Genomic DNA, 21,188 nt, shown 5'->3' with positions numbered 1-21,188 from the left:
CTAGGCGGATAAGAACTCGTGGCCGCGGAGTATCTTACCCCCACCGGCTGTCATCCCTGCGAAAGCAGGGACCCAACTCGCCGCCCGCGCCAGAGGTGACATGGGTCCCTGCTGTTGCAGGGATGAAATCGAGCAGGAGGCGCACTCAGCGCATGGTTGCCCGACCATTGTAGAACCGAGGGCACGACGCGCCCTCGGCAAGCTCAAGCCGCTTGTCACTCGACAGTATAGCCGACGACCTGCGCCTCGTTCTTCATTTCCTGCTCCCACTCGGGGCTCAGTTCGGTCATCGTCTTGCCCGCCGCGAGGCCGGGAGTGATGATCTTGGCCCAGGCCGTTTCGGGCGAGAAGTTCGGGTAGCCCCAGCCGCTCCACACGCTCGACGCGGCCGCCTGGATGGCGGCCTTGAAGTCGCCGGCATAGAAGCCGCTCGCCGCCTGCGTCTCCAGCCACTTGTCGGCCGCCGCCTGATAAGCCGGCAGACCACCGGTCCCGGCGATCTTCTCGTCAGAAACGATGAACTTGAGGAAGGTCTTCACCGCCTCCGGGTTCTGGGTATGGCTCGAAGCGTACCAGACGCCGCCGCCGACATTGCCGGTGACAGCATCGCCGTCAGCCCACTTCAGCGGCGGAGCCGCCACCCAGTCGCCGGCCTTGGCGTTGACGCCGCCCGGGTTCTGGAACAGCGCGCCCGCATACCAGGCAGCGCCCGGGATGGCGACGAGCTTGTCGGCCGTGGCGACGAAGTTGGCGCCGAACAGGCTGTCGAGCGTCAGTGTCTTGTTGGCGACCATGTGGTCGATGAGGTTCGAAACCTTCACCGAATTGGGATCGGAGGTGTCCGACCTGAAGGTCTCGCCTTCGACCTGGAAGATCGGGGCCTGGCCGGACCAGTAGTAGACATAAGGGCCGGGGAAGGCGTCGCCGATGGCGCCGAGGAAGTAGCCCGGATGCTCGGCGGCGAGCTTGTCGCCCAGCGCCTGGTACTCTTCCCAGGTGGTCGGGGCGGCGTAGCCGAACTGATCGAGCAGGGTCTTGTTGTACCAGAACAGCACCGGCGCGAGGTCGTTGCGGAGGCCATAGACCTTACCGTCGACGGTCACCGGGTCGAGCGCGCCCGGCGTGAAGCCATCAAGGAAAGCCTGGTCTAGGAAGCCCTCGTTCAGCACCTGCGCGAAGGCCTGTGCGCCGTTGTTCTCGCGGGCGGCCCAGGCGGCATCGTTGTTCTGGGTCGAGAACACGACGTCCGGCCAGCCTTCATTGGCCTGGTCGGCGAGGCTGATCTTGGTCTGGAACGTGCCCGAAGCGCCCGAGGAACCATCGTCGAGGACGAGGTTGACCGGCACTTCCGGATGAGCGGCGATGAACGCCTCGACGGCCGGCTGACGGGTCGCATCGGCCCAGACGGTGATGGCTCCGTCCTGGGCAAGGGCGGCGCCGGCGACGAGGATCGCCGAGAGCGCCACGGTGGTGCGCAAAAGATTCATAACGATGTCTCCTCCCTGGATGACAAAAGTCGTGTTGATCAGTTTCAGGCCGCGCGCAGCGTGTTCGCGACGCGCGGATTGAACGGGGCCTCGCCGAGCTCGGAGCGCGGCAAAAGATTGGGGCGCGCCCACTCGCGGCGGGCGGTCTCGTTCAGGACGAGACCATGGCCCGGACGGTCCGGTGCATAGGCCCAGCCATCCCGGATCTCGACCGGCTGGTCGACGAGATGGTCGAAATTCTGGAACGAGTATTCGAGCCACTGCACTTCCGGCAGCGCACAGGCGGCATGGATGCCGACCTCGAGGAAGGTATTGCCGAGGCTGACCGGTATGCCGCGATCGGCGGCGAGCCAGCCGATGCGCATCACGTCGGTCACCTGGCCGTGCACATTGAGAATATCGGTCGCATCCGCTTCCATCAGCAGGCGCTTGCCGTTCGCATCGAGATATTCGCCCGAGTTGATCAGCGTCCAGTTGGCCGCGTCCTTGAGCATCCTGAGCCCGGCATGGTCGTTGCGGAGGATCGGGTCTTCGACCCACAGCAACTCGAACCCGGCGTCGCGGATGGTCGTGAGCTTCACCAGCGCCTCTTTGGCGCCCCAGGCCTCGTTGGCGTCGATCATCACTAGCGCGTCCTTGCGGACGACGTCCTTGAGGATCTTCAGCCGGTTGAGGTCCCAGGCGAAATCGGGGTTGCCCACCTTGATCTTGAAGGCGCGGTAGCCGATCGCGTTGGCATGGGCGAAAAAGCGCGCGAACTCGTCGTCCGAGAGATGGTAGTCGAGCCCGCTGGCATAGGCCTCGACCTTGTCGCGGCGGCTGCCGAGCAGCTGGTGCAGCGGCAGGTCCACTTCCTTGGCCGCGAGATCCCAGAGCGCCACCTGCAGCGCCTCATGGAAGGGCAGCGTGAAGGCGCGCTGGTTGCCGCCGCGTGGACGGCCGACGCGATGGACGAGCGCCGCCGGCGGCTGGCCTTCAAGACCGGCCCAGACTTCCGACCGGAACACCCGTTCGATCTCGGCCTGGTCGGGCAGCGGGAAAAACAAGGTCTGGATAAATCCCAGGCCGACCGCGCCGGTATCGGCAATCAGCTCGAGCGCCGCTATGTTCACGTCGTCGGCGCGTACCTGGCTATCACCGATCACGCGGTCGCGGGCGAACTGGAAACGGGTGATGCGGAACTCGACAATGCGCATAAGTGGCGATCTCTGATCGACTAGTGTTCAAGACTGATATATCAGTGGCTGGTGGTAATAGACCAATGAAGGCGGACGCACAAGTGGCTGGAAGAGAGGCATCGGAGATTCTGGCCGACGTGCAACCGGGTGGCCGGCTGAGCGATCTCGCCTACAGGCGTATCCTCGAAAACCTGTTCGACCGGCGCCTACCGGCCGGCGCCTTCGTTTCCCAGAACGACCTGGTGAAGCTCCTCGGCATCCCCGTTGCGCCGCTCCGGGACGCGCTCCGCACGCTCGAAGTCGAGGGCATCCTCACCATCCACCCGCGTTCGGGCATCCAGTTCGTGAAGCCGGGGCTGGAGCTGACCAAGTCGACCTATCAGTTCCGCACTATCGTCGAGCGCGCCGCGGTCCGCACCTTCGCCGAGCTCGGTGACGAGGACCTGATCGAGGAACTCGGGACTCGCCACCGCGCCCTCGCCAGCAGAATCGAGAAGGACGGTCTCACCCCCGAAGCCATGGCCGAGATGGAGGTGCTCGAGACCCTGCTCCACAACTCGGTCATCGACATCCTGCGCAACCCGCTGATCGACACCAGCTACCATCGCATGCACAACTACCTGCGGCTGGTCCGCCTCGACCGCAAGATGACCGTGCCGCTGGCCCAGCGCTCGATCCGCGAGCATCTCGAGATCATCGACGCCTGCGCCAAACGCGACCCCGACCGGGCCGAGACGGCACTCGTTGCTCACTTCAACGCCGCCCTGCAGCGCCACCTCGGCATGTTCGTGTAGCGGCGTAGCGGCCTCTTATCCTCCCCGTTCACGAGGGGGACCGCCGAAGGCGGCGGAGGGGCCACACTCACCGGCGCCTTCCCGTCGCCCCCCTCCACCAGCTGCGCCGGTCCCCCAGGGGAGGATGAAGAGGCACCATCGGGGACCTATGACCTTACTGCGCCGGGCTCGCCTCGGGCTCACTCTCATCGTCCGGTGCCGCCGCATAGACCGCCGTCAGCTGGCGATAGTACTTGCTGTTGAACGCCAGGATCGTCACCACCACGCCGAGCATCCCGGCCAGCGTGAACACCAGCGCGATACCGCGCGCCTGTCCCGTGCCGAACCACCCGCCGATCAGCTCCGCACCAAGCCCGGTGGTCATGAACGGGATGAAGATGAACTCCGCAATCGGCCCGATCATGAACGCGGTGAGCGGCGAGGCCGCCTGCTCCACCGATTGCGCGAAGCCGAACACTCGCCCCTGCCGCTCGAGCGGCACCACCTTCTGCAGCGTCGTGTGCTCGGCCGCCTCGGCATAGGGCCCGAGCAGCATCCAGATGAACATGCCGGCGACCAGCAGCCAGATCGAAGGCTGAATGGTGAACACGCAGCACACCGCCCAGCTGATCAGATTGACCATCAGCAGCGTGCGCAGTGGCTTCTTGCCGAGCCCCGTCTTGGCGATGATGATCCCCGAGATGATGAAGGCAGTCGACAGCACGCCGAACAGCAGCCCCCATATCTCCACCGACACGAGCGACAGGCCGTAGGCATCGAGCAGCGCCATGAAGATGCCGCCGAGAAAGTTGTTGAAGGTCGCGAACAGGATCAGCGCGAACAGCCCCGGCACCGCCCCGATCACCCGGATGGTCCCCCTGAGATCGACCGTCTTGGGCTCGGCCGGCGCATCGGCAGTCGGCTCGACCCGCCCCTCATCCACCTTAACGAACCACAGGTGCGCGAACACCAGTACAGTCAGCACCAGCGCGAGGACCAGCACCGCATGCATCCCGCCCCAGGCGACGAGAAAGCCTGAAATCACCGACGTGGTCAGGAATCCGATGCCCGTCACCATCCCGACCAGCCCGTTCGCCTTGTCGCGCCGATCCTCCGGGATCAGGATCGTCACCAGCGTCGGCAGGGCGATCGAGCGGATATTGCCCGCGATCACCCCGAACATCACGACGAGCACGAAAATCCAAAGCACCGGGCCATAGGGATTGGTGAAGACCGCCTCGGGGAACGCCAGCAGCACGACCATGCCGACGACGTAGAATCCGAATGACACCACGCTCGAACCCAGCATCACCAGGCGCTTGGCATTATGGTCGACGATCGAGCCGAACCAGATCCCGAAAGCCGCCGTGAGCACTAGGTAGATGCCCGCGATCATGCCGGTCGCGAACACCGAATGGGTCTCGAGATAGACCCAGAAGGTCACCGCGAACCACACCGTGAAATTGGTCACGTTGGCAACGAGGTTATTGCCGAGAATCTGGTGAAACGGGGACATGGCAGGGTCTGGCTCCGTGGGACAGATTGCCTAACGCATGAAGGCCGGAATGGAAACCGTGACAAAACCCTGCCGCGCCGATGCCAATCGCACCGGCCAAACAAAAAGCCCCGCTTTCGCGGGGCTCTTGCAATCCAGGATTGGTTGCGGGGACAGGATTTGAACCTGTGACCTTCAGGTTATGAGCCTGACGAGCTACCGGGCTGCTCCACCCCGCGTCAGATTCAACCCTCGGATTGATCGCGTCTTTCGAACGCAGCCATCGCCGCGACGCAGGGCGTATATAGGGGGTGATCCCCCCGACCTCAAGGCAAAAAGCGCCGCCGTGACACTTTTTTGACCGGCTACGGTGCGACCGGTGCCGTCGGCTCGACGGGCGGCGCTTCGACCGGCTTCGGCGACTCGCCACCCTGGCCGGCGGAAGGGCTGGCCTTGGCGCAGCCGATACCCACCTCGCGATAGAGCTTGTTGCCGGCATTGACGAGTTGCAGCTTCACCACCTCGAGTCCGCGCCGGCTGGCGCGTGGCCCCAGTGCCTGCGGCCGTGTCGCGACATCCTTCACCAGCTTTTCGAGATAGGGCACCAGCAGCTGGATTGATTCGAGCGCCGAGTAGGTTGCCTTGCAGTTTTTGGCCATGCCGGCCTGGACCGCGAGCGCGAGGTTGGCCTCGGCGACCTGGCGCGCTTCGATCACCGCCGTGGTGAATTCCGCCGTCTGTAGCTTGGCCGGCGTCGTGTACCGCGCCTCGCCCGCCTGCTCGGGTGGCGGCACATAGCCGACGCAGATGCGACTCAGCCACTCTTCGGCCCGCACCCGGGCGGCGAACGTGATGATGCGCGACTGGATCACATTGGCCTTGAGCGGCGCCGCCTCCTTTGGCGGCTTGCCGGCAAGGGCCTTATCCACCTCGGCCAGCATCGAATAGCCGAGCGCGAAGGCATTGGCCGCCCGCGTAAGCTCGAGGCAGTTGCGCGCCTTCGCCGCCGGCTGCAGCTTCAGCGTATCCTGGCCGACACTGGCGGTGACGGCGCCGGTGAGCTCGCGCAGCTGCTTCAGCTCCATCTTGGCGATGCTGTCCGCCCGGGGCAGATCCTGGGCCACGCCCGGCACCGCCGATAGCAGCGCGAGTGTCCCGGCGATGGCAAGAAACGGCAGGAGTTTGCTCAAGAACGGGTACCTCGGATGCGTCGGGCGGGCACTGTCTCCGATCATCCCCGCCGGCGCAACCTCGGGGATTGTCTCAATCTCGTGAGGCCCATAGGGTGCCGCCGATTTTTAGAGGGAATTGCCTGACATGAAGATGAAGACGCTTGGCCGCACCAATGTCGCGGTCTCCGAAATCTGCCTTGGCACCATGACCTGGGGCAAGCAGAACACCGAGGCCGAAGGCCACGCGCAGATGGATTATGCCGTCGTGCAGGGCATCAACTTCTTCGACACCGCCGAGATGTACGCCGTGCCGCCCGATGCCTCGACCTACGGCAAGACCGAGGAGATCATCGGCAGCTGGTTCCAGAACACCGGCAAGCGCGACCAGATCGTCCTCGCTTCGAAGGTCGCCGGCGGCGGCCGCCCCTGGGTCCGCGGCGGCCGCGGTATCGACGGTCCGAGCGTGCGCGAGGCGGTCGAAGGCAGCCTGCGCCGCCTCAGGACCGACCGCATCGACCTCTACCAGATCCACTGGCCCCGCCGCGGTCACTACCACTTCGAAGGCTCATGGGACTACGAGCCCTTCCGCCAGGACAAGGCGAGCGTCGTCCCCAACATGCTCGAAGTGCTGCAGGTAATGGGCGAGCTGGTCAAGGAGGGCAAGATCCTCCACTTCGGCCTCTCCAACGAGACCGCCTGGGGCACCATGCAATACCTCAAGCTCTCGATGGAACTTGGGCTGCCGCGCGTCCAGACCATCCAGAACGAATACAATTTCCTGCGCCGCTACTACGATCTCGATCTCGCAGAGCTGGCCTACCACGAGGATGTCGGCCTCCTCGCCTACTCGCCGCTCGCCGCCGGTGCGATCTCCGGAAAGTACCTCGGCGGCGTGCTGCCACCCGGCACGCGCGGCGCCGTCGCCGGCTCGGCCTATCGCAACAACCAGTACACCGAGCCCGCCATCCGGGCCTATATCGAGCTCGCCGACAAGCACGGCCTCGACGTCAACCAGATGGCCATCGCCTTCTGCCTGACCAAGCCCTTCATGACCTCGGTGATCATCGGCGCCACCAGCATGGACCAGCTCAAGACCAACATCGCCGCCGCCGACGTAAAGCTCTCGCCCGAAGTCCTCGACGGCATCCAGCAGACCTTCATGCGCTACGCACGGACGCTGTAGATCAACCGATAGAGACGGCCCCCTCCCCCCTTAAAGGGGGAGGTGAAGAGAAGAGGCTCAATCTTCAATCGTGCCGAGTGAACCGGCAGGGCACCTCCCCCTTTAAGGGGGAGGGGGCCGTCTCTATCGGCTGGCACTCTTCCGTCACCAGCCCAAACAACAAAAATTCCCCCGCCGCCGACCAACTTTGGCATCCAAATTCTCGACCAATTCCATAGAGTTTGGCAAAGTCACCTCATTCGCCGGGTCCTCCTCCCTCCCTTCCCGGCGCCCAAGCGACCCCGCCGCCGCCCCCTGTCGGCGGCGGGGCCCGCAACCTAGAGGAGACGCGACGTGCTGCACTTCATCGGCATCCTGAGCCCGCGTGAGGACTTGCCCGAGGGCGACGATCGTCAGAAACCTTTCTTCGGCCCCGAGTGGCGTCTGACCCGCGCCGAAAGCGACGCTGCCGTGCTCGCCGGCAAGTGGCCGGCGCCGGCGGATAAGCCGACTGATCCGGCCGAGACCATGCGCTTCGTCAACCTGCTCTCGCCCCCGTTCATCTAGGGCAACCGCACGCCGCCGCGTTATAAGGAGGCTTCCGATTCTCGGGGCCCCCTACGCATGACTCTGGTTGCGACGCTTTTCCCGCTCGTTTGCTGGTTCGCCTACAATTACGGTGTGCCGCTGTTCGAGCGACGCCGCCCATCGCTTTCCGTGATCATGTCGATGCAGCGCCGCCGCTGGGTGGCCAATGCCGTCAAGCGCGACACGCCCATGGATGCGATCCTCGCCGGCAACCTGATGGGTTCGGTTAGCTTCCTCGCCTCGACCTCCGTGCTGCTGATTCTTGCGGTCTTCACCGCCTTCGGCAACCTGACCGCGCTGATGGGAACGCTCGATATCGTCGGCATCCACGCCGGCTACACGACCCAGGATGCGCAGATCCACCTGTTCGTAACGCTCACCATCTTCGTCCTGAGTTTCTTCTCGTTCACCCTGGCGCTGCGCCAGTTCAACCATTTCTGCATCATGCTCGGCGCCATCGAGCACTCGCGGCACACCAAGCGCGAGGAGATCGACGCCATCGCCCAGCTCAACACGCTCGCCGCCAAGAACTTCAACAACGGCATCCGCGCCTACTATTTCGCCGTGCCGATGGTGTTCTGGTTCGCGACCGAATGGCTGGCGATCGTTGCCAGCCTCGTCACCGTCGGCTTCATGATTCACCGGGAGTTCTTCTCGAGCGCCCACCGCGTCGCGGCCTCGGTCGCAGTGCTCGCAACCCGCCGCGAGCAGGAACACGAAGAGGGCTAAGCCCGCCGCTCAGTTGGCGATCTTGCTCTTGGGGTAGACCTTGATGAGGGCCGGATCGCGCGGCGCACTAAGCGTCGCCTCCAGCCTCGCATGATTGTCCGCTCCGGGCGCGTAGCCCAGCTCCGCCGCTTGGCTGTAGAGCGCCAACGCCTGCTCGGCATCCGGCGCTACGCCCAGGCCATATTCGTAGAGATGCCCGAGGTTGTTGATCCCCACGGCACTGCCTCCGTCGGCGGCACGCTGCGTGAATTGCAATGCCTTGGCGAAGTCGGGCGCCGAACCGCTGCCGTTGAGATAGAGCAGCCCGAGATTGGCCGCCGCATCGGCATTACCGCTCTCGCTCGCCTGCCGATAGTGCTGCCGCGCCAGCGCATAATCCTGCGGCACGCCGATGCCATTCTCATACATCAGCGCCAGGTTGAACTGTGCCTCGGCCAGCCCCGCGTCGGCTGCCTGCCGGAAGAGCACCACGGCCTCCGCCTCGTCCCTGTTCGTGCCGCTGCCGTACTGCGTCAATAGGCCGAGCGCATTGGCGGCAAGCACATCGCCCTGCTCCGCAGCCGCCCGATAGAGCTTCGCGGCACGCCCGAAGTCCGGCTCCCCCAGCGCGCCTTCCTCGAAGAGCTTCCCCAGGTTGAACTGCGCTCCCGCATCACCGAGGTCCGAGCCGCGCTGATACCAGGCGGCCGCGGCGACAAGGTCACGATCGAGCCCCATCCCGCTCGCATACATGGCCGCGAGATTGGTCATCGCCCGCGGCAGCCCCTTTTCGGCGGCCCGCCGATAGAGGCGGGCGGCCTCCACATGGTCCTGGTCCACGCCCTCGGCGAAATCGTAGCTGAGCCCGAGGCTGTCCTCGGCCGGCGCGAAGCCGGCATCGGCCGCCAGCCGCAGCAATTCCGCTCCCCGCACCATGTCCTGCGGTACGCCATCGCCGACGATCAGCATGTCGCCCAACAGCGTCTGCGCCAGCACGTTGCCCGCAAGTGACGCAGGCTCGAGATAGGTCGCGGCCGTCGTGGCGTCGCCGGCTGTGGCGTAGGCCCGACCCAGCCATGCCTTGAGCGGCGCGGAATCCGGCTCCGCCGCCAGCGCAGTGGTGCAGAGCTCGATCGCCCGCGCCGTGTCCATCTTGCTGCTGTCGAAGCCGGTTTTGTCGTAGCCGGCTTCATACTGGCTGGCGCTTGCCGCGGCACAGGCGTCGAACGCTTCGCTCGCGCGGGCCGCACAGCTCGAAAGGACAATGACCCCCGCCGCCAGCATCGCCCACTGCAACTGCATGCGTCCTACTCCCTCTCGCTCACCCGATCATATCGGCTCGCAACCCCTGCGCCAGCCCCCAGGGTACGATCGAGAAAGGCGAGGACTGCGCCGGCAAGCGTCGAGCGGCGGCTGAGCGGCGTGCCCAGTTCGAGCAGCGTCGCCGGATGCCTGAAGCCCGCATAGTGCAGCTCTTCTACCGCAACACCCTGGGCGCGAAGGGCCCTGGCCAGTCCCACCGTATTATGCGGCCCAACCACGGTGTCATCGTCCCCACTGGCGAGCAGCATCGGGGCCGCCGCGGGCGTCACGAGATTGATCGGCTGGGTCGCCAGCGGATCGCTCGCCTCGGCGAATGTGCGGATGCTTATCGGCACGTCGAACGGGTAGAAGTCATAGGGTCCGGATAGCCCGACCACGGCCTGTATCTCGCGCGTGACGCCGTAGCGCTGCTCGAGCGCCACCATCACCGCATTGTAGGCTCCCGACGAATGCCCCATGACGCCGAGCCGCATGGCATCGCCGCCATGGCGACCGGCGTTCTCCACCGCCCAGCGGACAGCGGCGGCGCAATCCTCGAGGAACACCGGATACTCGACCTCCGGCACGATGCCGTAGTCCGGAACGACGACCAGATAGCCCGCCGCCGCCAGCCATCGCCCGACAAAGGCGAAGTCGCGCCGGTCTCCCTCGTTCCAAGCTCCTCCATAGAAGAACACTACCACCGGCCACGGCCCCCGCCCTGAACGCGGCGCGTAGACATCGAGCCGCAGGCGCGGCCGCCGGCCGAACGAAACTCCCACCGCAACGCGGCGCGAGCGCAGCGACTTCGGGGTCACGAAATTGAGGAGGCCGACGAGGGAGAAGGACATGGAAACAAGAACTCTGGACGCCTGCTAGATACGGCTGGCGGCGGCGATGGTTTCGGCGACAGGGGCCGCGATAATAACTGACGTTGACAATCAGGTTTCCGTAGCGCTTTATCCCCCGAGTATCAGAGAGCCTCCGCCTGCCCATGCTTGTCTGCCAGTGCAACGTGATCACCGACAGGGAGATCAAGCAGATTATCTTGGACCTGTTGCGCGAGGATCCCTGGCAGATCATCGTCCCGGCCATGATCTACCGGGAACTCGACAAGCGCTGCAAATGCGCCGGCTGCGTTCCGAATGTGGTAGACATTATCCTTGCCGTAACGGAAGAGTACCACCTCCAGACGTCCGAAAAGCCGCTCGCCGAACCGCATCCGGTTCACGCGCGGCTTTCGGCCATGCGTCGTAAACGCCAAAGAGGTCGGAATGAAAGGCGAAGCACAGGTCATCGAGCGGCTTAACGAGGCCCTCTTCCTCGAGTTGGGTGCCGTGAACCAGTACTGGGTGCATTTCCGCATCCTCCAGGACTGGGGCTACACCAAGCTGGCGAGTAAGGAGCGTGCCGAGTCGATCGAGGAGATGCATCACGCCGACAAGCTGATCGAGCGCATCATTTTCCTCGAAGGCCACCCCAACCTGCAACGCGTCGCCCCGCTCCGCATCGGTCAGACCATCAAGGAAGTGCTAGAATGCGATCTCGCCGGCGAGTACGATGCCCGCAAGGCCTATAAGGCCAGCCGCGAACTCTGCGAGTCGCTCGGCGACTATGTGAGCAAGAACCTGTTCGAGGAACTCCTCGCCGACGAGGAAGGCCATATCGACTTCCTCGAAAGCCAACTCCAGCTGCTCAACACCATCGGCGTCGAGAAGTACGGCCAGCTCAATTCCGACAGCGCCGACAAGGCCGAATAACCGGGCCACACGTCCAGTTCAGGGGCCGGCCGCAACCTTGCGGCCGGCCTCTTCGTTTAGCCCCGGTTGTTTTCTGTTCACTATTCGTTCATGTTAGTGACAAACCGGAGGCAAGATCATGGAATTCCACGCCGGACGCCTTATCGACCACGTCCATCTCAACGTCGCCAACCTCGACAGATCGGCGAAATTCTACACTGCCATCCTCGAAGCGCTCGAACTGCCGCCAGGAAATCACAACGCGCACGCCTTCCAGTTCGACGAGCTCTACATCAGTCACCCCGGTCCCAACCAGTTGATCTCCCACGTACATCTTGCTTTCCAGGCCCGCGACGAAGCCATGGTGAAAAGGTTCTACGACGCCGCCATCGCTGCCGGCGGCACCGACAATGGTGGACCTGGCGAGCGCAGCTACCACCCTGGCTACTGCGCCGCCTTCGTCTTCGACCCCGACGGCAACAACATCGAAGCCGTCACCCACGGCCGGGAAAAGCGCTCCGCGCCATCAGTCATCCGCGAGCCGGTCTAGTCTCGTCAACACCACCGGCCCCACGGCGGATGAGGAATTTATCCCCTCACTCCGAACCCATGCGATTATCCCTCCTGTTCGCTGCACCGAAGCGAGATCATGACGAGTGGTTGGTGCGGGGGAGGTTGGGTGGTGGGGGAGTCGTTCGCCATCAGGCCGAAAGCACGACGGCATGATCCGGTTCGCCGGGGACGCCGCTGGCACGCGGGAGCCATCCGAATGCAGGGTGGTTCAGGGGACCAGGCTGCCACGCATGAGGCGGCCGCAAATGGCGGGACGGTTCGGTGGATTCCGGCCGTTTGCAGTCGGCAGGTTCCTCGCGATGCGGCACGGGAAGCGCCCGAGCCATCGTGCCATACGCCAAAAACCCCGATCGGCCGGCGAGGCGTGAGCCTCACTTACATTGCGGACTACCCGCGAGGGGCAAACGCCTCGCCGGCACGTCGCTAACCCCCTTGATCAGGGGGAGAGCTCTTTGACATCCTCCGGGGCCAATGGCCGCCGGAAACATCGGCACGCCGACTGAGAGCGACGCACCTTCCTTCTCCAATCGGGAAATGAATGGCAGGACCATGAACAAAGCGGGCTATCGGAAGCTGCGCTCGCCCGACGACTGATACGGCGCCTCGAGCTTTGCGATTTCATCGGTTGTGAGCACAACGTCGAGCGCCCCCACCGCATCCTCGAGCTGGCCGAGCTTGGTGACCCCGACGATCGGTGCGGTAATCGGCTGCTTCTGCAGCACCCAGGCGAGCGCCACCTGCGCCATCTTCACGCCGCGCGCCGCGGCGATCTCGAGGACAACACCATTGATCGCGCGGTTCGCCGCCTCGGTCTTCAAGTAGAGCGTCTTGCCATATTCGTCGGTCTCCATCCGTTCGGTGCTCTGACCCCACGGACGGGCCAGCCGGCCGCGCGCCAGCGGCGACCACGGGATGACTCCGATCCCCTGGTCGATGCAGAGCGGCAGCATCTCCCGCTCCTCTTCGCGCTCGATCAGGTTGAGCTGGTCCTGCATCGATACGAACTTGGCCCAGCCGTGCCGCTCGGACGTCATGATCATCTTGAGGAACTGCCACGCCGCCATCGAAGAGGCGCCGATGTAGCGCGCCTTGCCGGCACGCACGACGTCGTCAAGCGCCTCGAGCGTCTCCTCGATCGGCGTGACCGGATCGAAGCGGTGGATCTGGTAGAGATCGACATAGTCGGTGCCGAGCCGGCGTAGCGAGCCATCGATCTCACTCAGGATCGCCTTGCGGCTGAGGCCGCGGCCGTTCGGCCCCTTGCGCATTTCGCCATGCACCTTGGTGGCGATCACCTGTTCGTCGCGCGGCCCCAATTCCCTAAGGGCGCGACCGACGATCTCCTCGCTGCTCCCGAGCGAATAGACATTGGCCGTGTCGAAGAAATTGATCCCCGCTTCCCACGCCGCGCGGATGATCGGCCGGCTCGCGTCCTCGTCCAGCGTCCATTCATGCGAGCCCTGTTTCGGGTTGCCGAACGACATGCAGCCGAGGCAGATCCGGCTGACTTCAAGGCCCGTGCGGCCCAGGCGCGTGTACTGCATATTCAGCTACTCCCTGCTCTTGGTGGATTTTGCCGCCCTTCACCCGCCGGAGGCAAGGCTTGTGCGGAAAGGAAAAGGTAGGATGGCGACGCACCTGCGGCTGCGCTAGGCTGCAGTAGCTCGGGAGGGGAGGCATCAGATGCTGGTCCGATCTGTGGCGGTGCTGATACTGGCCTTGGCGCCCGTGGGACTGCCCGAATTCGCCGTCCGCCCCGCCATCGCCCAGAGCGAGCAGGCCGCAGTCGCAACCCTGATGCGCGCCACCGCCCTCGACGTGGTGTTCAGCCAGTTCGCCGCTACCATCGCCAGCTCGGCGCGCACCGAGGAAATCTCCAACGACGAGATCTTCCTCAAGCACTGGGAAGCGACCGCCAACACGGTATTTGCCGCCGACAAGCTGCACGACCGACTGGCGCGGGCGCTCGAAGGCAAGCTCTCCGCCGATGAGCAGGTGGTCCTCGGCGCGTTCTTCCGCTCGGATTTCGGCCAGCGCATGACCGCGCTGGAGCGGAACGCAGCCCTGCTCGCTCCGACCGCGCAGGTGGCCGCGATCAGCAGCGGGGAGAAGCTCTTTGGCTCGGCTCCGGTGATCCGTTCCACCCAGATCGACCAGTTGATGGAGCTGGTCTCCGCCGAAATCTCGGCCGCCATGGTCGGCCAGTCGCTGCGCGCGCTCCTGCTTGGCCTCTCCGTTTCACACCAGCAGGGCCAGATCGCGGTACCCTGGGAGGAAATCGACACCCAGGTGCAGGCCATGATGCCCGGACTGCTGCTCGATATCGGGCAGACGCAGCGGGCGATGATGGCCTATGTCTATCGCGACCTGAGCGATGAAGACCTCGATCGCTACATCACGTTCCTGCGCACCCCGGCAGCGCAGAAGTTCTATGCCATCGCCGCCTATGCCGTCGGCCGTATCGTGGCCGAGGGCATGGCGGATTTCGGCGAGGCCTTCGCCGCCCGGATGCAGAGCGTCAACGTCTAGCCGGAGCCTATTCGTTCCGGCGGCCACCATCGATCGGCGCCAACACCGCATCCATTTCCTTCAGCACCGCCGTCATCTCGGTCTCCGGCGGATCGGGCGTGTAGACCGGCCGCGGCGTACCGGAAGGGAAGGCCCCGAAAGTCTGGAAGAACTCGACCACGTCGTTCAGGATCGGCATCCGGAACCGCATCATCGCACCAAGCGCCACCACTGGTTCGAGATGCCCGAAACCCGCATAGTACTTCTCGGTGACCCACACACCGCTGGCCCGCAGACGGTTGGCGAGATCGAGCGAGTTCTGCACGCGCACGATCGGGTCGCTGTCGCCGCTGGCAAGCAGGATCGGCGGAGCGTCGGACGTCACGAGGTTGATCGGCTGCGTACCCTCCGGGTTCGGCGCATCACCAAATGTCTCCCGCACCTCGTTGTACTCGAACGGATAGAAGTTGTAGGGCCCGGAAATGCCGGCGACGGCGCGGATCGGCATCGTCACCCCGTAGTCGCGCCGAAACGAGGAATCGAGCCCGAGCATCACCGCGTTATAGGCGCCGGCTGAATGACCCGCGATGAAGAAGCGCTTGGGGTCACCGCCATAGCTCGCGATATTGTCCTGGATCCATCGCATCGCCTGCGCGCAATCATCAAGGAAATCCGGGTACTTGACGTCGGGCCACAGCCGATAATCGGCGATCACCGTAACGAAACCGGAGGCGGCCAGCGCCCGCCCGGCGAACTCGTACTCGAACTTGTCGCCCGCGCGCCAACTGCCGCCATAGATGAACATCACCACCGGAGCGGACTCGGTCATGTCCTTGGGCTGGTAGACGTCGAGCTTCTTCCGGCTGCCGTCGGCATAGGGGATATCGGCCGTCTTCGTCACGTCCTGATCCACCGCTTCGGCGATGTTGAACGGCGAAAAGATCGTCACCTGCGCCAGCGCCGGAGCGGCGGCGAGGAACACCGTGAGCAAAGAGATAACGAGCCGCAAAGCGGAGCCGAGGGGTCGGGTCATTGGGGAAACGCCGTCAAACAGTTCTAAGTTGGCATCAGTTGGCCGACGAACCTGAAGATTTTGTGACCTGCAACCGCAGACCAGCCAGAATTCACGTATGGTTGGACAGCGAGCGGTCACGATCTGGGCATCGCAAGTTTAGGGAGTCGGCATGCAGCCGTACCAGTTCTGGCAGGAACTCCAGCCAGCCAGCGCCTTGGATCTCGATCCGCCTTTCGCCAGTGCCTATCCGGCGACCCTGCCGGACGGCCGGCTGCTCCTCCTCCCTATCCGCCCGCTGCCCGACGGACAATCGGCGCTCTGTTCGCTGACTATCAACCAGGCCAGCTTTGCCGTGCTCGACACCCTCGCCGACCATCTCGCGGCAAAGCTCGCGGGCCATTCCCCCGACGTGGTGGTCGGATTGCCGACGCTGGGGCTGACGCTCGCCGCCGCAGTGGCCATGCGTCTCGGCCACAGCCGCTACGTACCGCTCGGGACGTCGCGGAAATTCTGGTACGAGCCGCGCCTTTCGGTGCCGATGAGTTCGGTGACGACGCCGGACGAGAAGCGCCTCTACCTCGACCCGCGACTGCTGCCGTTGCTTCAAGGAAAGCGCGTGGCTCTCGTCGACGATGTCATCAGCACCGGCCGCTCCATCACCGCCGGGCTCGAACTCCTCGCCATTGCGGGTGTCGAGCCCGTCGTCATCGGCGCCGCGATGCTGCAATCCGATCGATGGCGCGAAGCCGCAGCTCTCGCTCGCCGCGAGCATCAGCTGGTAATCGTCATCCGCTCGCCACGCCTTCGCCGGCAGGACGATGGCTGGGTTCCCGAATAGGGCCTTGGTCTAAGCCGCGCAGTAGCGGCGCCACATACCGCGCAGCGCGGCCTCGAAATTGCGGGCGAACCGCCGCGTATCGCAGAGCGGCGACGACAGAAACTGCTGCCGCAGTTCGGCCCGCAGCGTGCCCAGCGTTTCGAGGTCTTGTGCCTTTGTAACCGCGAGCTCGACATAGTCGACAACGCTGTCGGCGATCCAGTCGTCGAGCCCGATATTGTGCATGAGCGTCGCGCCCACGCGGGAAATGAAGCGATCACCCCGCAGGGTCACGACAGGCACCCCCATCAACAACGACTCGCAGGTTGTCGTCGTCCCGTTATAGGGGAAAGGATCAAGGCCGATATCGACCTTGTCATAGAGCGGCAGGTGCTCGCACCACCCTGGCACCCACTCGAGCATGCCAATCCGGTTGCGCGCCACACCACGTTGCACCAGCCCGTCGATGATCGTGTCGCCGGCCCCTGACGATCCTTGTTGGGCCTTCATCACCAATCGGCTATCCGGAACGGCCGTGAGCACGGCCGTCCACACGTCCAGGGTCGCGGCGCTGACCTTGTCGAGATTGTTGAAGGATCCGAAGGTGATACGGCCGTTGCCCAGTGCCGGAAGCGGACCGATCGGCGGCGGGTCCTCAGTCGGCTGAAAGCAGAGATAGGCATCCGGCAACCGCCACGGCTCCTCGGTCGACTGCTCGACGCCGTCCGGCAGGACTTCGGCATCCCCCAGGATATAGTCGACCGCCTCGTGCCCCGTCGTGCCCGAATAGCCTAGCCATATGGCCGAAACGGGTGCGGGCTTGCGGGCAAAGGCACCTAGGCGGCCGCCTTTGGTGGGGCCCGAGAGGTCGATGAGGACATCGATGCGGTCTCGTCGGATCTGCTCAGCCAGCTCGCTGTCGACGAGGCTCGAGGTTCCGCGCCAGTTCAGGATAGCCTGCTTGAATGCAAGGTTGACGTCGTCTCCGGTGTCGGTGCCCGAGTAGGCGAACAGTTCGACTTGCTTGGTGTCAATCTGGCGTACAACGCCCAACAGGAACAATGCCACTGCGTGGTGGCGGAAATCGGAAGAGACCAGTCCAACCTTGAGACGTCGCCCTGGGTTCCGGTCGACGGTCGACGCCGCCATGCGCTCGATCCCGGTCGTCTGGCGCGCCGCAGCCTGGCGGGCCTGTTCGAGTTGTTCGCTGACCGTCACGCTATTGGTGTAGTTCCGCAGGAAGGTCAGGCTCCCGTCGATCACTGCCCGCGCTTCCGGCACCTCGATCTGCTGCAGCACATCCACGGCCTCGGCAATCCTGCCCTGTCGCCGCAGCAGGTTGGCAAGCGACGCAAAATAGTCGGGGTCGGTGTTCCCCTCTTCAACAATCGCCCGCAGCATCGCTTCGGCTTCTCCCTTCAGCCCCGCCATCCGCAGAGTCGCTGCCATGTTGTTGCGAAACTGCGGCCGATCGGGCGCCAGCTCGATCGCCCTCCGATGGCTCTCCAGCGCCGGCTCGTAGTCCCTCAGGACGCCGAGCGCGGCTCCAAGCGCACTATGCAGCCCTGCCCGCCCGGGCTGCAGTGCGAGCGCCTGGCGAAGCGGCTCGATTGCTTCCGAATATCGGTTACGCCGGATCAGTGCGGTGCCGAGATTGCCCAAGGCATCCGCGGAGCCGGGATCGAGCTCCGTTGCTCGTCGCGCGATCTCGATTGCCTCATCGAAGCGGGAAGCCGCGATCAGGGCAGAGGCCAGATTGCTGTGGGCCCGAGCATCATCCGGCCGAACGCGAATCGCCCGCCGGATCAGCTTGGCCGCCTGGCCCGGATCACCTTTCTGCATATGGGCGACGCCCAGCATGTGGAGCGCATCCGCATGCTCGGGATCAACGCCTATGGCTTCCTCGTAGCCGGCGACCGCATCGTCCAGTTTGCCGCGCTGGTGTGCTGCGAATGCCTGTTCATATGCGTGTGCGGCAGTGGTCACTTCTGGTCGCTACTCCTACAGAGCCTTCAGAAACATACCCGCCCCCCCGCGACAGGCGGGGATCGCAGACATTTCCTCACGGATTTGATCCCGCGATCGAAGGCACGACAAAACCCAAAGACTTGGGCATTTTGCCGTTCCGGAGAAGCGGTGAAATGCCTTGGGACAGCACTCCTTGCCCCAGCTTTGCGGCAAAGGCCAGCACGCGGACAAAACAAAACCCCGCCAGCTTGCGCTGACGGGGTTTGTCGTTCGGTTTCGTTATGAGACACGCATGTTTTTGGCAGACCTGGCAGCGACCTACTCTCCCAAGCCTTGAGACTTAGTACCATCGGCGCAAAGGAGTTTAACGGTCGAGTTCGGGATGGGATCGGGTTCTGGGCTCCTCGCAATTACCACCAGATCGGCGAAAAACATGCGGGTGAATTCTGGTTCCACTGCCGGCACGAGGCCGGGCAGACTTTTTTTGATCTAATTAGGTGCCGATCGTAGCGCCCTATGCCGCAATTCATTGCGGGCATGGACTAATGAGAACGATCAAGACAATCGAGCTATTAGTACCGGTCAGCTTCACACATTACTGCGCTTCCACATCCGGCCTATCAACGTGGTGGTCTTCCACGGCTCTCAAGGGAATGCTCGTTTTGAAGGAGGCTTCCTGCTTAGATGCTTTCAGCAGTTATCCCGTCCGAATATAGCTACCCTGCAATGCCGCTGGCGCGACAACAGGTCCACCAGAGATTCGTCCAACCCGGTCCTCTCGTACTAGGGTCAGCTCTTCTCAACATTCCTACACCCACGGCAGATAGGGACCGAACTGTCTCACGACGTTCTGAACCCAGCTCACGTACCACTTTAAATGGCGAACAGCCATACCCTTGGGACCTGCTCCAGCCCCAGGATGTGATGAGCCGACATCGAGGTGCCAAACACTGCCGTCGATATGGACTCTTGGGCAGTATCAGCCTGTTATCCCCAGAGTACCTTTTATTCGTTGAGCGATGGCCCTTCCACGCGGGACCACCGGATCACTATGACCGTCTTTCGACTCTGCTCGACTTGTCAGTCTCGCAGTCAGGCAGGCTTATGCCATTGCACTCAACGACCGATTTCCGACCGGTCTGAGCCCACCATCGCGCGCCTCCGTTACTCTTTGGGAGGCGACCGCCCCAGTCAAACTACCCACCATGCGCTGTCCCGGATGCTGTTACATCGCGGTTAGACACCTATGACGATAAGGGTGGTATCTCATCTTGCGGCTCCACTCGAACTGGCGTCCGAGCTTCAAAGCCTACCACCTATCCTGCACATGCCGACACAAGTGCCAGCGCAAAGCTATAGTAAAGGTTCATGGGGTCTTTCCGTCTGACCGCAGGAACCCCGCATCTTCACGGGGAATTCAATTTCGCTGAGTCTATACTGGAGACAGTGGGGAAGTCGTTACGCCATTCGTGCAGGTCGGAACTTACCCGACAAGGAATTTCGCTACCTTAGGACCGTTATAGTTACGGCCGCCGTTTACCGGGGCTTCAATTCAATGCTTGCACATCTCCTTTTAACCTTCCGGCACCGGGCAGGCGTCAGACCCTATACGTCGTATTGCTACTTCGCAGAGCCCTGTGTTTTTGATAAACAGTCGCTACCCCCTTTTTTGTGCCACCATAATCAGCTTGCGCCAATTAAGGTCACGCTTATCCCGAAGTTACGCGTGCAATTTGCCGAGTTCCTTCAGTATAGTTCTCTCAAGCGCCTTGGTATGCTCTACCTGTCCACCTGTGTCGGTTTAGGGTACGGTCTATGTTGGTGGAGCTATTTCCTGGAACCTGCTCACTGCAGCCCCAATCCGATAAGGGACTACAGACCCGCGAGATCCGTCACTACCACCAGGCCCACGAATATTAACGTGGTTCCCATCGTCTACGCATATCTGCCTCGACTTAGGGGCCGGCTAACCCTGCGCTGATTAGCATTGCGCAGGAACCCTTGGACTTACGGCGAGAGGGTCTCTCACCCTCTTTGTCGCTACTCATGTCATCATTCGCACTTCCGATACCTCCAGGATCTCTCACGAGTATCCCTTCACAGGCTTACGGAACGCTCCGCTACCGCTTGCAACAAGTTGCAAACCCTAAGCTTCGGTGCATGGTTTGAGCCCCGTTACATCTTCGCCGCAGGAACGCTTGACCAGTGAGCTGTTACGCTATCTTTAAAGGATGGCTGCTTCTAAGCCAACCTCCTGGTTGTCTAAGCATTCCCACATGCTTTCCCACTTAACCATGACTTGGGGACCTTAGCTGTAGGTCAGGGTTGTTTCCCTCTTGACGATGGACGTTAGCACCCACCGTCTGTCTCCCGAGTAGTACTTCCAGGTATTCGGAGTTTGGTTAGGTTTGGTAGGTCGGTGAGACCCCCTAGCCCATCCAGTGCTCTACCCCCTGGAGTATTCGCTCGAGGCGATACCTAAATATCTTTCGCGGAGAACCAGCTATTTCCGAGTTTGATTGGCCTTTCACCCCTAGCCACACGTCATCCCCGTAATTTTCAACTTACGTGGGTTCGGCCCTCCAGTAAGTGTTACCTTACCTTCAGCCTGCACATGGCTAGATCACTCGGGTTCGGGTCTAATCCAACTAACTTGACGCCCTATTCAGACTCGCTTTCGCTACGCCTACACCTAACGGCTTA

General features: G+C 63.2%; 18 protein-coding genes, 1 tRNA gene and 2 rRNA genes (1 of these 21 only partly in view). 8 read left to right on the top strand and 13 right to left on the bottom strand.

What is annotated here, in order from left to right; genetic code table 11:
* Positions 1–215: 215 nt before the first annotated feature.
* Positions 216–1,487, bottom strand: coding sequence for an ABC transporter substrate-binding protein (locus ACOYW5_RS19165; protein WP_423066482.1), 1,272 nt, complete (start codon positions 1,485–1,487; stop codon positions 216–218).
* 44 nt (positions 1,488–1,531) lie between these two features.
* Positions 1,532–2,683, bottom strand: a complete 1,152-nt coding sequence (locus ACOYW5_RS19160) for a mandelate racemase/muconate lactonizing enzyme family protein (RefSeq protein WP_423066481.1) — start codon at positions 2,681–2,683, stop codon at positions 1,532–1,534.
* 83 nt (positions 2,684–2,766) lie between these two features.
* Here ACOYW5_RS19160 and ACOYW5_RS19155 point away from each other — a divergent pair, with 83 nt between their 5' ends.
* The gene (locus tag ACOYW5_RS19155) at positions 2,767–3,459 is read left to right on the top strand and encodes a GntR family transcriptional regulator (protein WP_423066480.1); all 693 of its coding nucleotides are present in this window, start codon (positions 2,767–2,769) and stop codon (positions 3,457–3,459) included.
* 154 nt (positions 3,460–3,613) lie between these two features.
* Here ACOYW5_RS19155 and ACOYW5_RS19150 read toward each other — a convergent pair whose 3' ends face one another.
* The 3 genes from ACOYW5_RS19150 to ACOYW5_RS19140 form a co-directional block, all read right to left on the bottom strand.
* On the bottom strand, positions 3,614–4,954 hold the full coding sequence (locus ACOYW5_RS19150) for an MFS transporter (RefSeq protein ID WP_423066479.1): 1,341 nt from the start codon (positions 4,952–4,954) through the stop codon (positions 3,614–3,616).
* Between the two features lie 141 nt (positions 4,955–5,095).
* A tRNA-Met gene (locus ACOYW5_RS19145) sits at positions 5,096–5,172 on the bottom strand.
* Positions 5,173–5,298: 126 nt separating this feature from the next.
* On the bottom strand, positions 5,299–6,123 hold the full coding sequence (locus ACOYW5_RS19140; RefSeq protein ID WP_423066478.1) for a hypothetical protein: 825 nt from the start codon (positions 6,121–6,123) through the stop codon (positions 5,299–5,301).
* Between the two features lie 127 nt (positions 6,124–6,250).
* On the opposite strand from ACOYW5_RS19140, the gene ACOYW5_RS19135 reads away from it, so the two are divergent.
* The 3 genes from ACOYW5_RS19135 to ACOYW5_RS19125 all read left to right on the top strand — a co-directional run bounded on the left by ACOYW5_RS19135 (position 6,251) and on the right by ACOYW5_RS19125 (position 8,584).
* Positions 6,251–7,288, top strand: a complete 1,038-nt coding sequence (locus tag ACOYW5_RS19135; RefSeq protein WP_423066477.1) for an aldo/keto reductase — start codon at positions 6,251–6,253, stop codon at positions 7,286–7,288.
* 333 nt (positions 7,289–7,621) lie between these two features.
* Positions 7,622–7,834 (top strand): hypothetical protein, encoded by a 213-nt coding sequence (locus tag ACOYW5_RS19130; protein ID WP_423066476.1) that lies wholly within the window; start codon positions 7,622–7,624, stop codon positions 7,832–7,834.
* 57 nt (positions 7,835–7,891) lie between these two features.
* Positions 7,892–8,584 (top strand): DUF599 domain-containing protein, encoded by a 693-nt coding sequence (locus ACOYW5_RS19125; protein WP_423066475.1) that lies wholly within the window; start codon positions 7,892–7,894, stop codon positions 8,582–8,584.
* 9 nt (positions 8,585–8,593) lie between these two features.
* Here the strand turns inward: ACOYW5_RS19125 and ACOYW5_RS19120 are convergent, their stop codons facing one another.
* The 3 genes from ACOYW5_RS19120 to ACOYW5_RS19110 all read right to left on the bottom strand — a co-directional run bounded on the left by ACOYW5_RS19120 (position 8,594) and on the right by ACOYW5_RS19110 (position 11,096).
* Positions 8,594–9,865: an SEL1-like repeat protein gene (locus ACOYW5_RS19120; protein ID WP_423066474.1), complete on the bottom strand. Its 1,272-nt coding sequence runs from the start codon at positions 9,863–9,865 to the stop codon at positions 8,594–8,596.
* A gap of 5 nt (positions 9,866–9,870) precedes the next feature.
* On the bottom strand, positions 9,871–10,716 hold the full coding sequence (locus ACOYW5_RS19115; protein ID WP_423066473.1) for an alpha/beta hydrolase: 846 nt from the start codon (positions 10,714–10,716) through the stop codon (positions 9,871–9,873).
* A gap of 122 nt (positions 10,717–10,838) precedes the next feature.
* Complete coding sequence (locus ACOYW5_RS19110; protein ID WP_423066472.1) at positions 10,839–11,096, bottom strand: hypothetical protein; 258 nt, start codon at positions 11,094–11,096, stop codon at positions 10,839–10,841.
* Between the two features lie 43 nt (positions 11,097–11,139).
* Here ACOYW5_RS19110 and bfr point away from each other — a divergent pair, with 43 nt between their 5' ends.
* Both bfr and ACOYW5_RS19100 read left to right on the top strand, forming a co-directional pair.
* A complete protein-coding gene (gene bfr, locus ACOYW5_RS19105; RefSeq protein ID WP_423066471.1) occupies positions 11,140–11,625 on the top strand; it encodes a bacterioferritin in 486 nt (161 codons plus the stop codon).
* Positions 11,626–11,743: 118 nt separating this feature from the next.
* A complete protein-coding gene (locus ACOYW5_RS19100; RefSeq protein WP_423066470.1) occupies positions 11,744–12,154 on the top strand; it encodes a VOC family protein in 411 nt (136 codons plus the stop codon).
* Between the two features lie 586 nt (positions 12,155–12,740).
* On the opposite strand, the gene ACOYW5_RS19095 is transcribed toward ACOYW5_RS19100, so the two are convergent.
* Positions 12,741–13,721 carry an aldo/keto reductase gene (locus ACOYW5_RS19095; RefSeq protein ID WP_423066469.1) on the bottom strand — a complete coding sequence of 327 codons (981 nt, stop codon included), beginning with the start codon at positions 13,719–13,721 and terminating at the stop codon, positions 12,741–12,743.
* A 139-nt stretch (positions 13,722–13,860) separates the two neighbouring features.
* Here ACOYW5_RS19095 and ACOYW5_RS19090 point away from each other — a divergent pair, with 139 nt between their 5' ends.
* Positions 13,861–14,706: a hypothetical protein gene (locus ACOYW5_RS19090; protein ID WP_423066468.1), complete on the top strand. Its 846-nt coding sequence runs from the start codon at positions 13,861–13,863 to the stop codon at positions 14,704–14,706.
* Between the two features lie 7 nt (positions 14,707–14,713).
* On the opposite strand, the gene ACOYW5_RS19085 is transcribed toward ACOYW5_RS19090, so the two are convergent.
* Positions 14,714–15,718 (bottom strand): alpha/beta hydrolase, encoded by a 1,005-nt coding sequence (locus ACOYW5_RS19085; RefSeq protein WP_423066467.1) that lies wholly within the window; start codon positions 15,716–15,718, stop codon positions 14,714–14,716.
* A 151-nt stretch (positions 15,719–15,869) separates the two neighbouring features.
* On the opposite strand from ACOYW5_RS19085, the gene ACOYW5_RS19080 reads away from it, so the two are divergent.
* On the top strand, positions 15,870–16,538 hold the full coding sequence (locus ACOYW5_RS19080) for a phosphoribosyltransferase (protein WP_423066466.1): 669 nt from the start codon (positions 15,870–15,872) through the stop codon (positions 16,536–16,538).
* A 9-nt stretch (positions 16,539–16,547) separates the two neighbouring features.
* On the opposite strand, the gene ACOYW5_RS19075 is transcribed toward ACOYW5_RS19080, so the two are convergent.
* The 3 genes from ACOYW5_RS19075 to ACOYW5_RS19065 form a co-directional block, all read right to left on the bottom strand.
* Positions 16,548–18,503 (bottom strand): tetratricopeptide repeat protein, encoded by a 1,956-nt coding sequence (locus tag ACOYW5_RS19075; protein WP_423066465.1) that lies wholly within the window; start codon positions 18,501–18,503, stop codon positions 16,548–16,550.
* 287 nt (positions 18,504–18,790) lie between these two features.
* A 5S ribosomal RNA gene (gene rrf / locus ACOYW5_RS19070) occupies positions 18,791–18,906 on the bottom strand.
* 130 nt (positions 18,907–19,036) lie between these two features.
* Positions 19,037–21,188: ribosomal RNA gene (locus ACOYW5_RS19065) — 23S ribosomal RNA — on the bottom strand (it continues 577 nt past the right edge of the window).

The organism is Devosia sp. CN2-171, from assembly GCF_049354815.1.
GTDB lineage: Bacteria > Pseudomonadota > Alphaproteobacteria > Rhizobiales > Devosiaceae > Devosia_A.
This window is presented reverse-complemented; position numbering and strand designations above follow the sequence as displayed.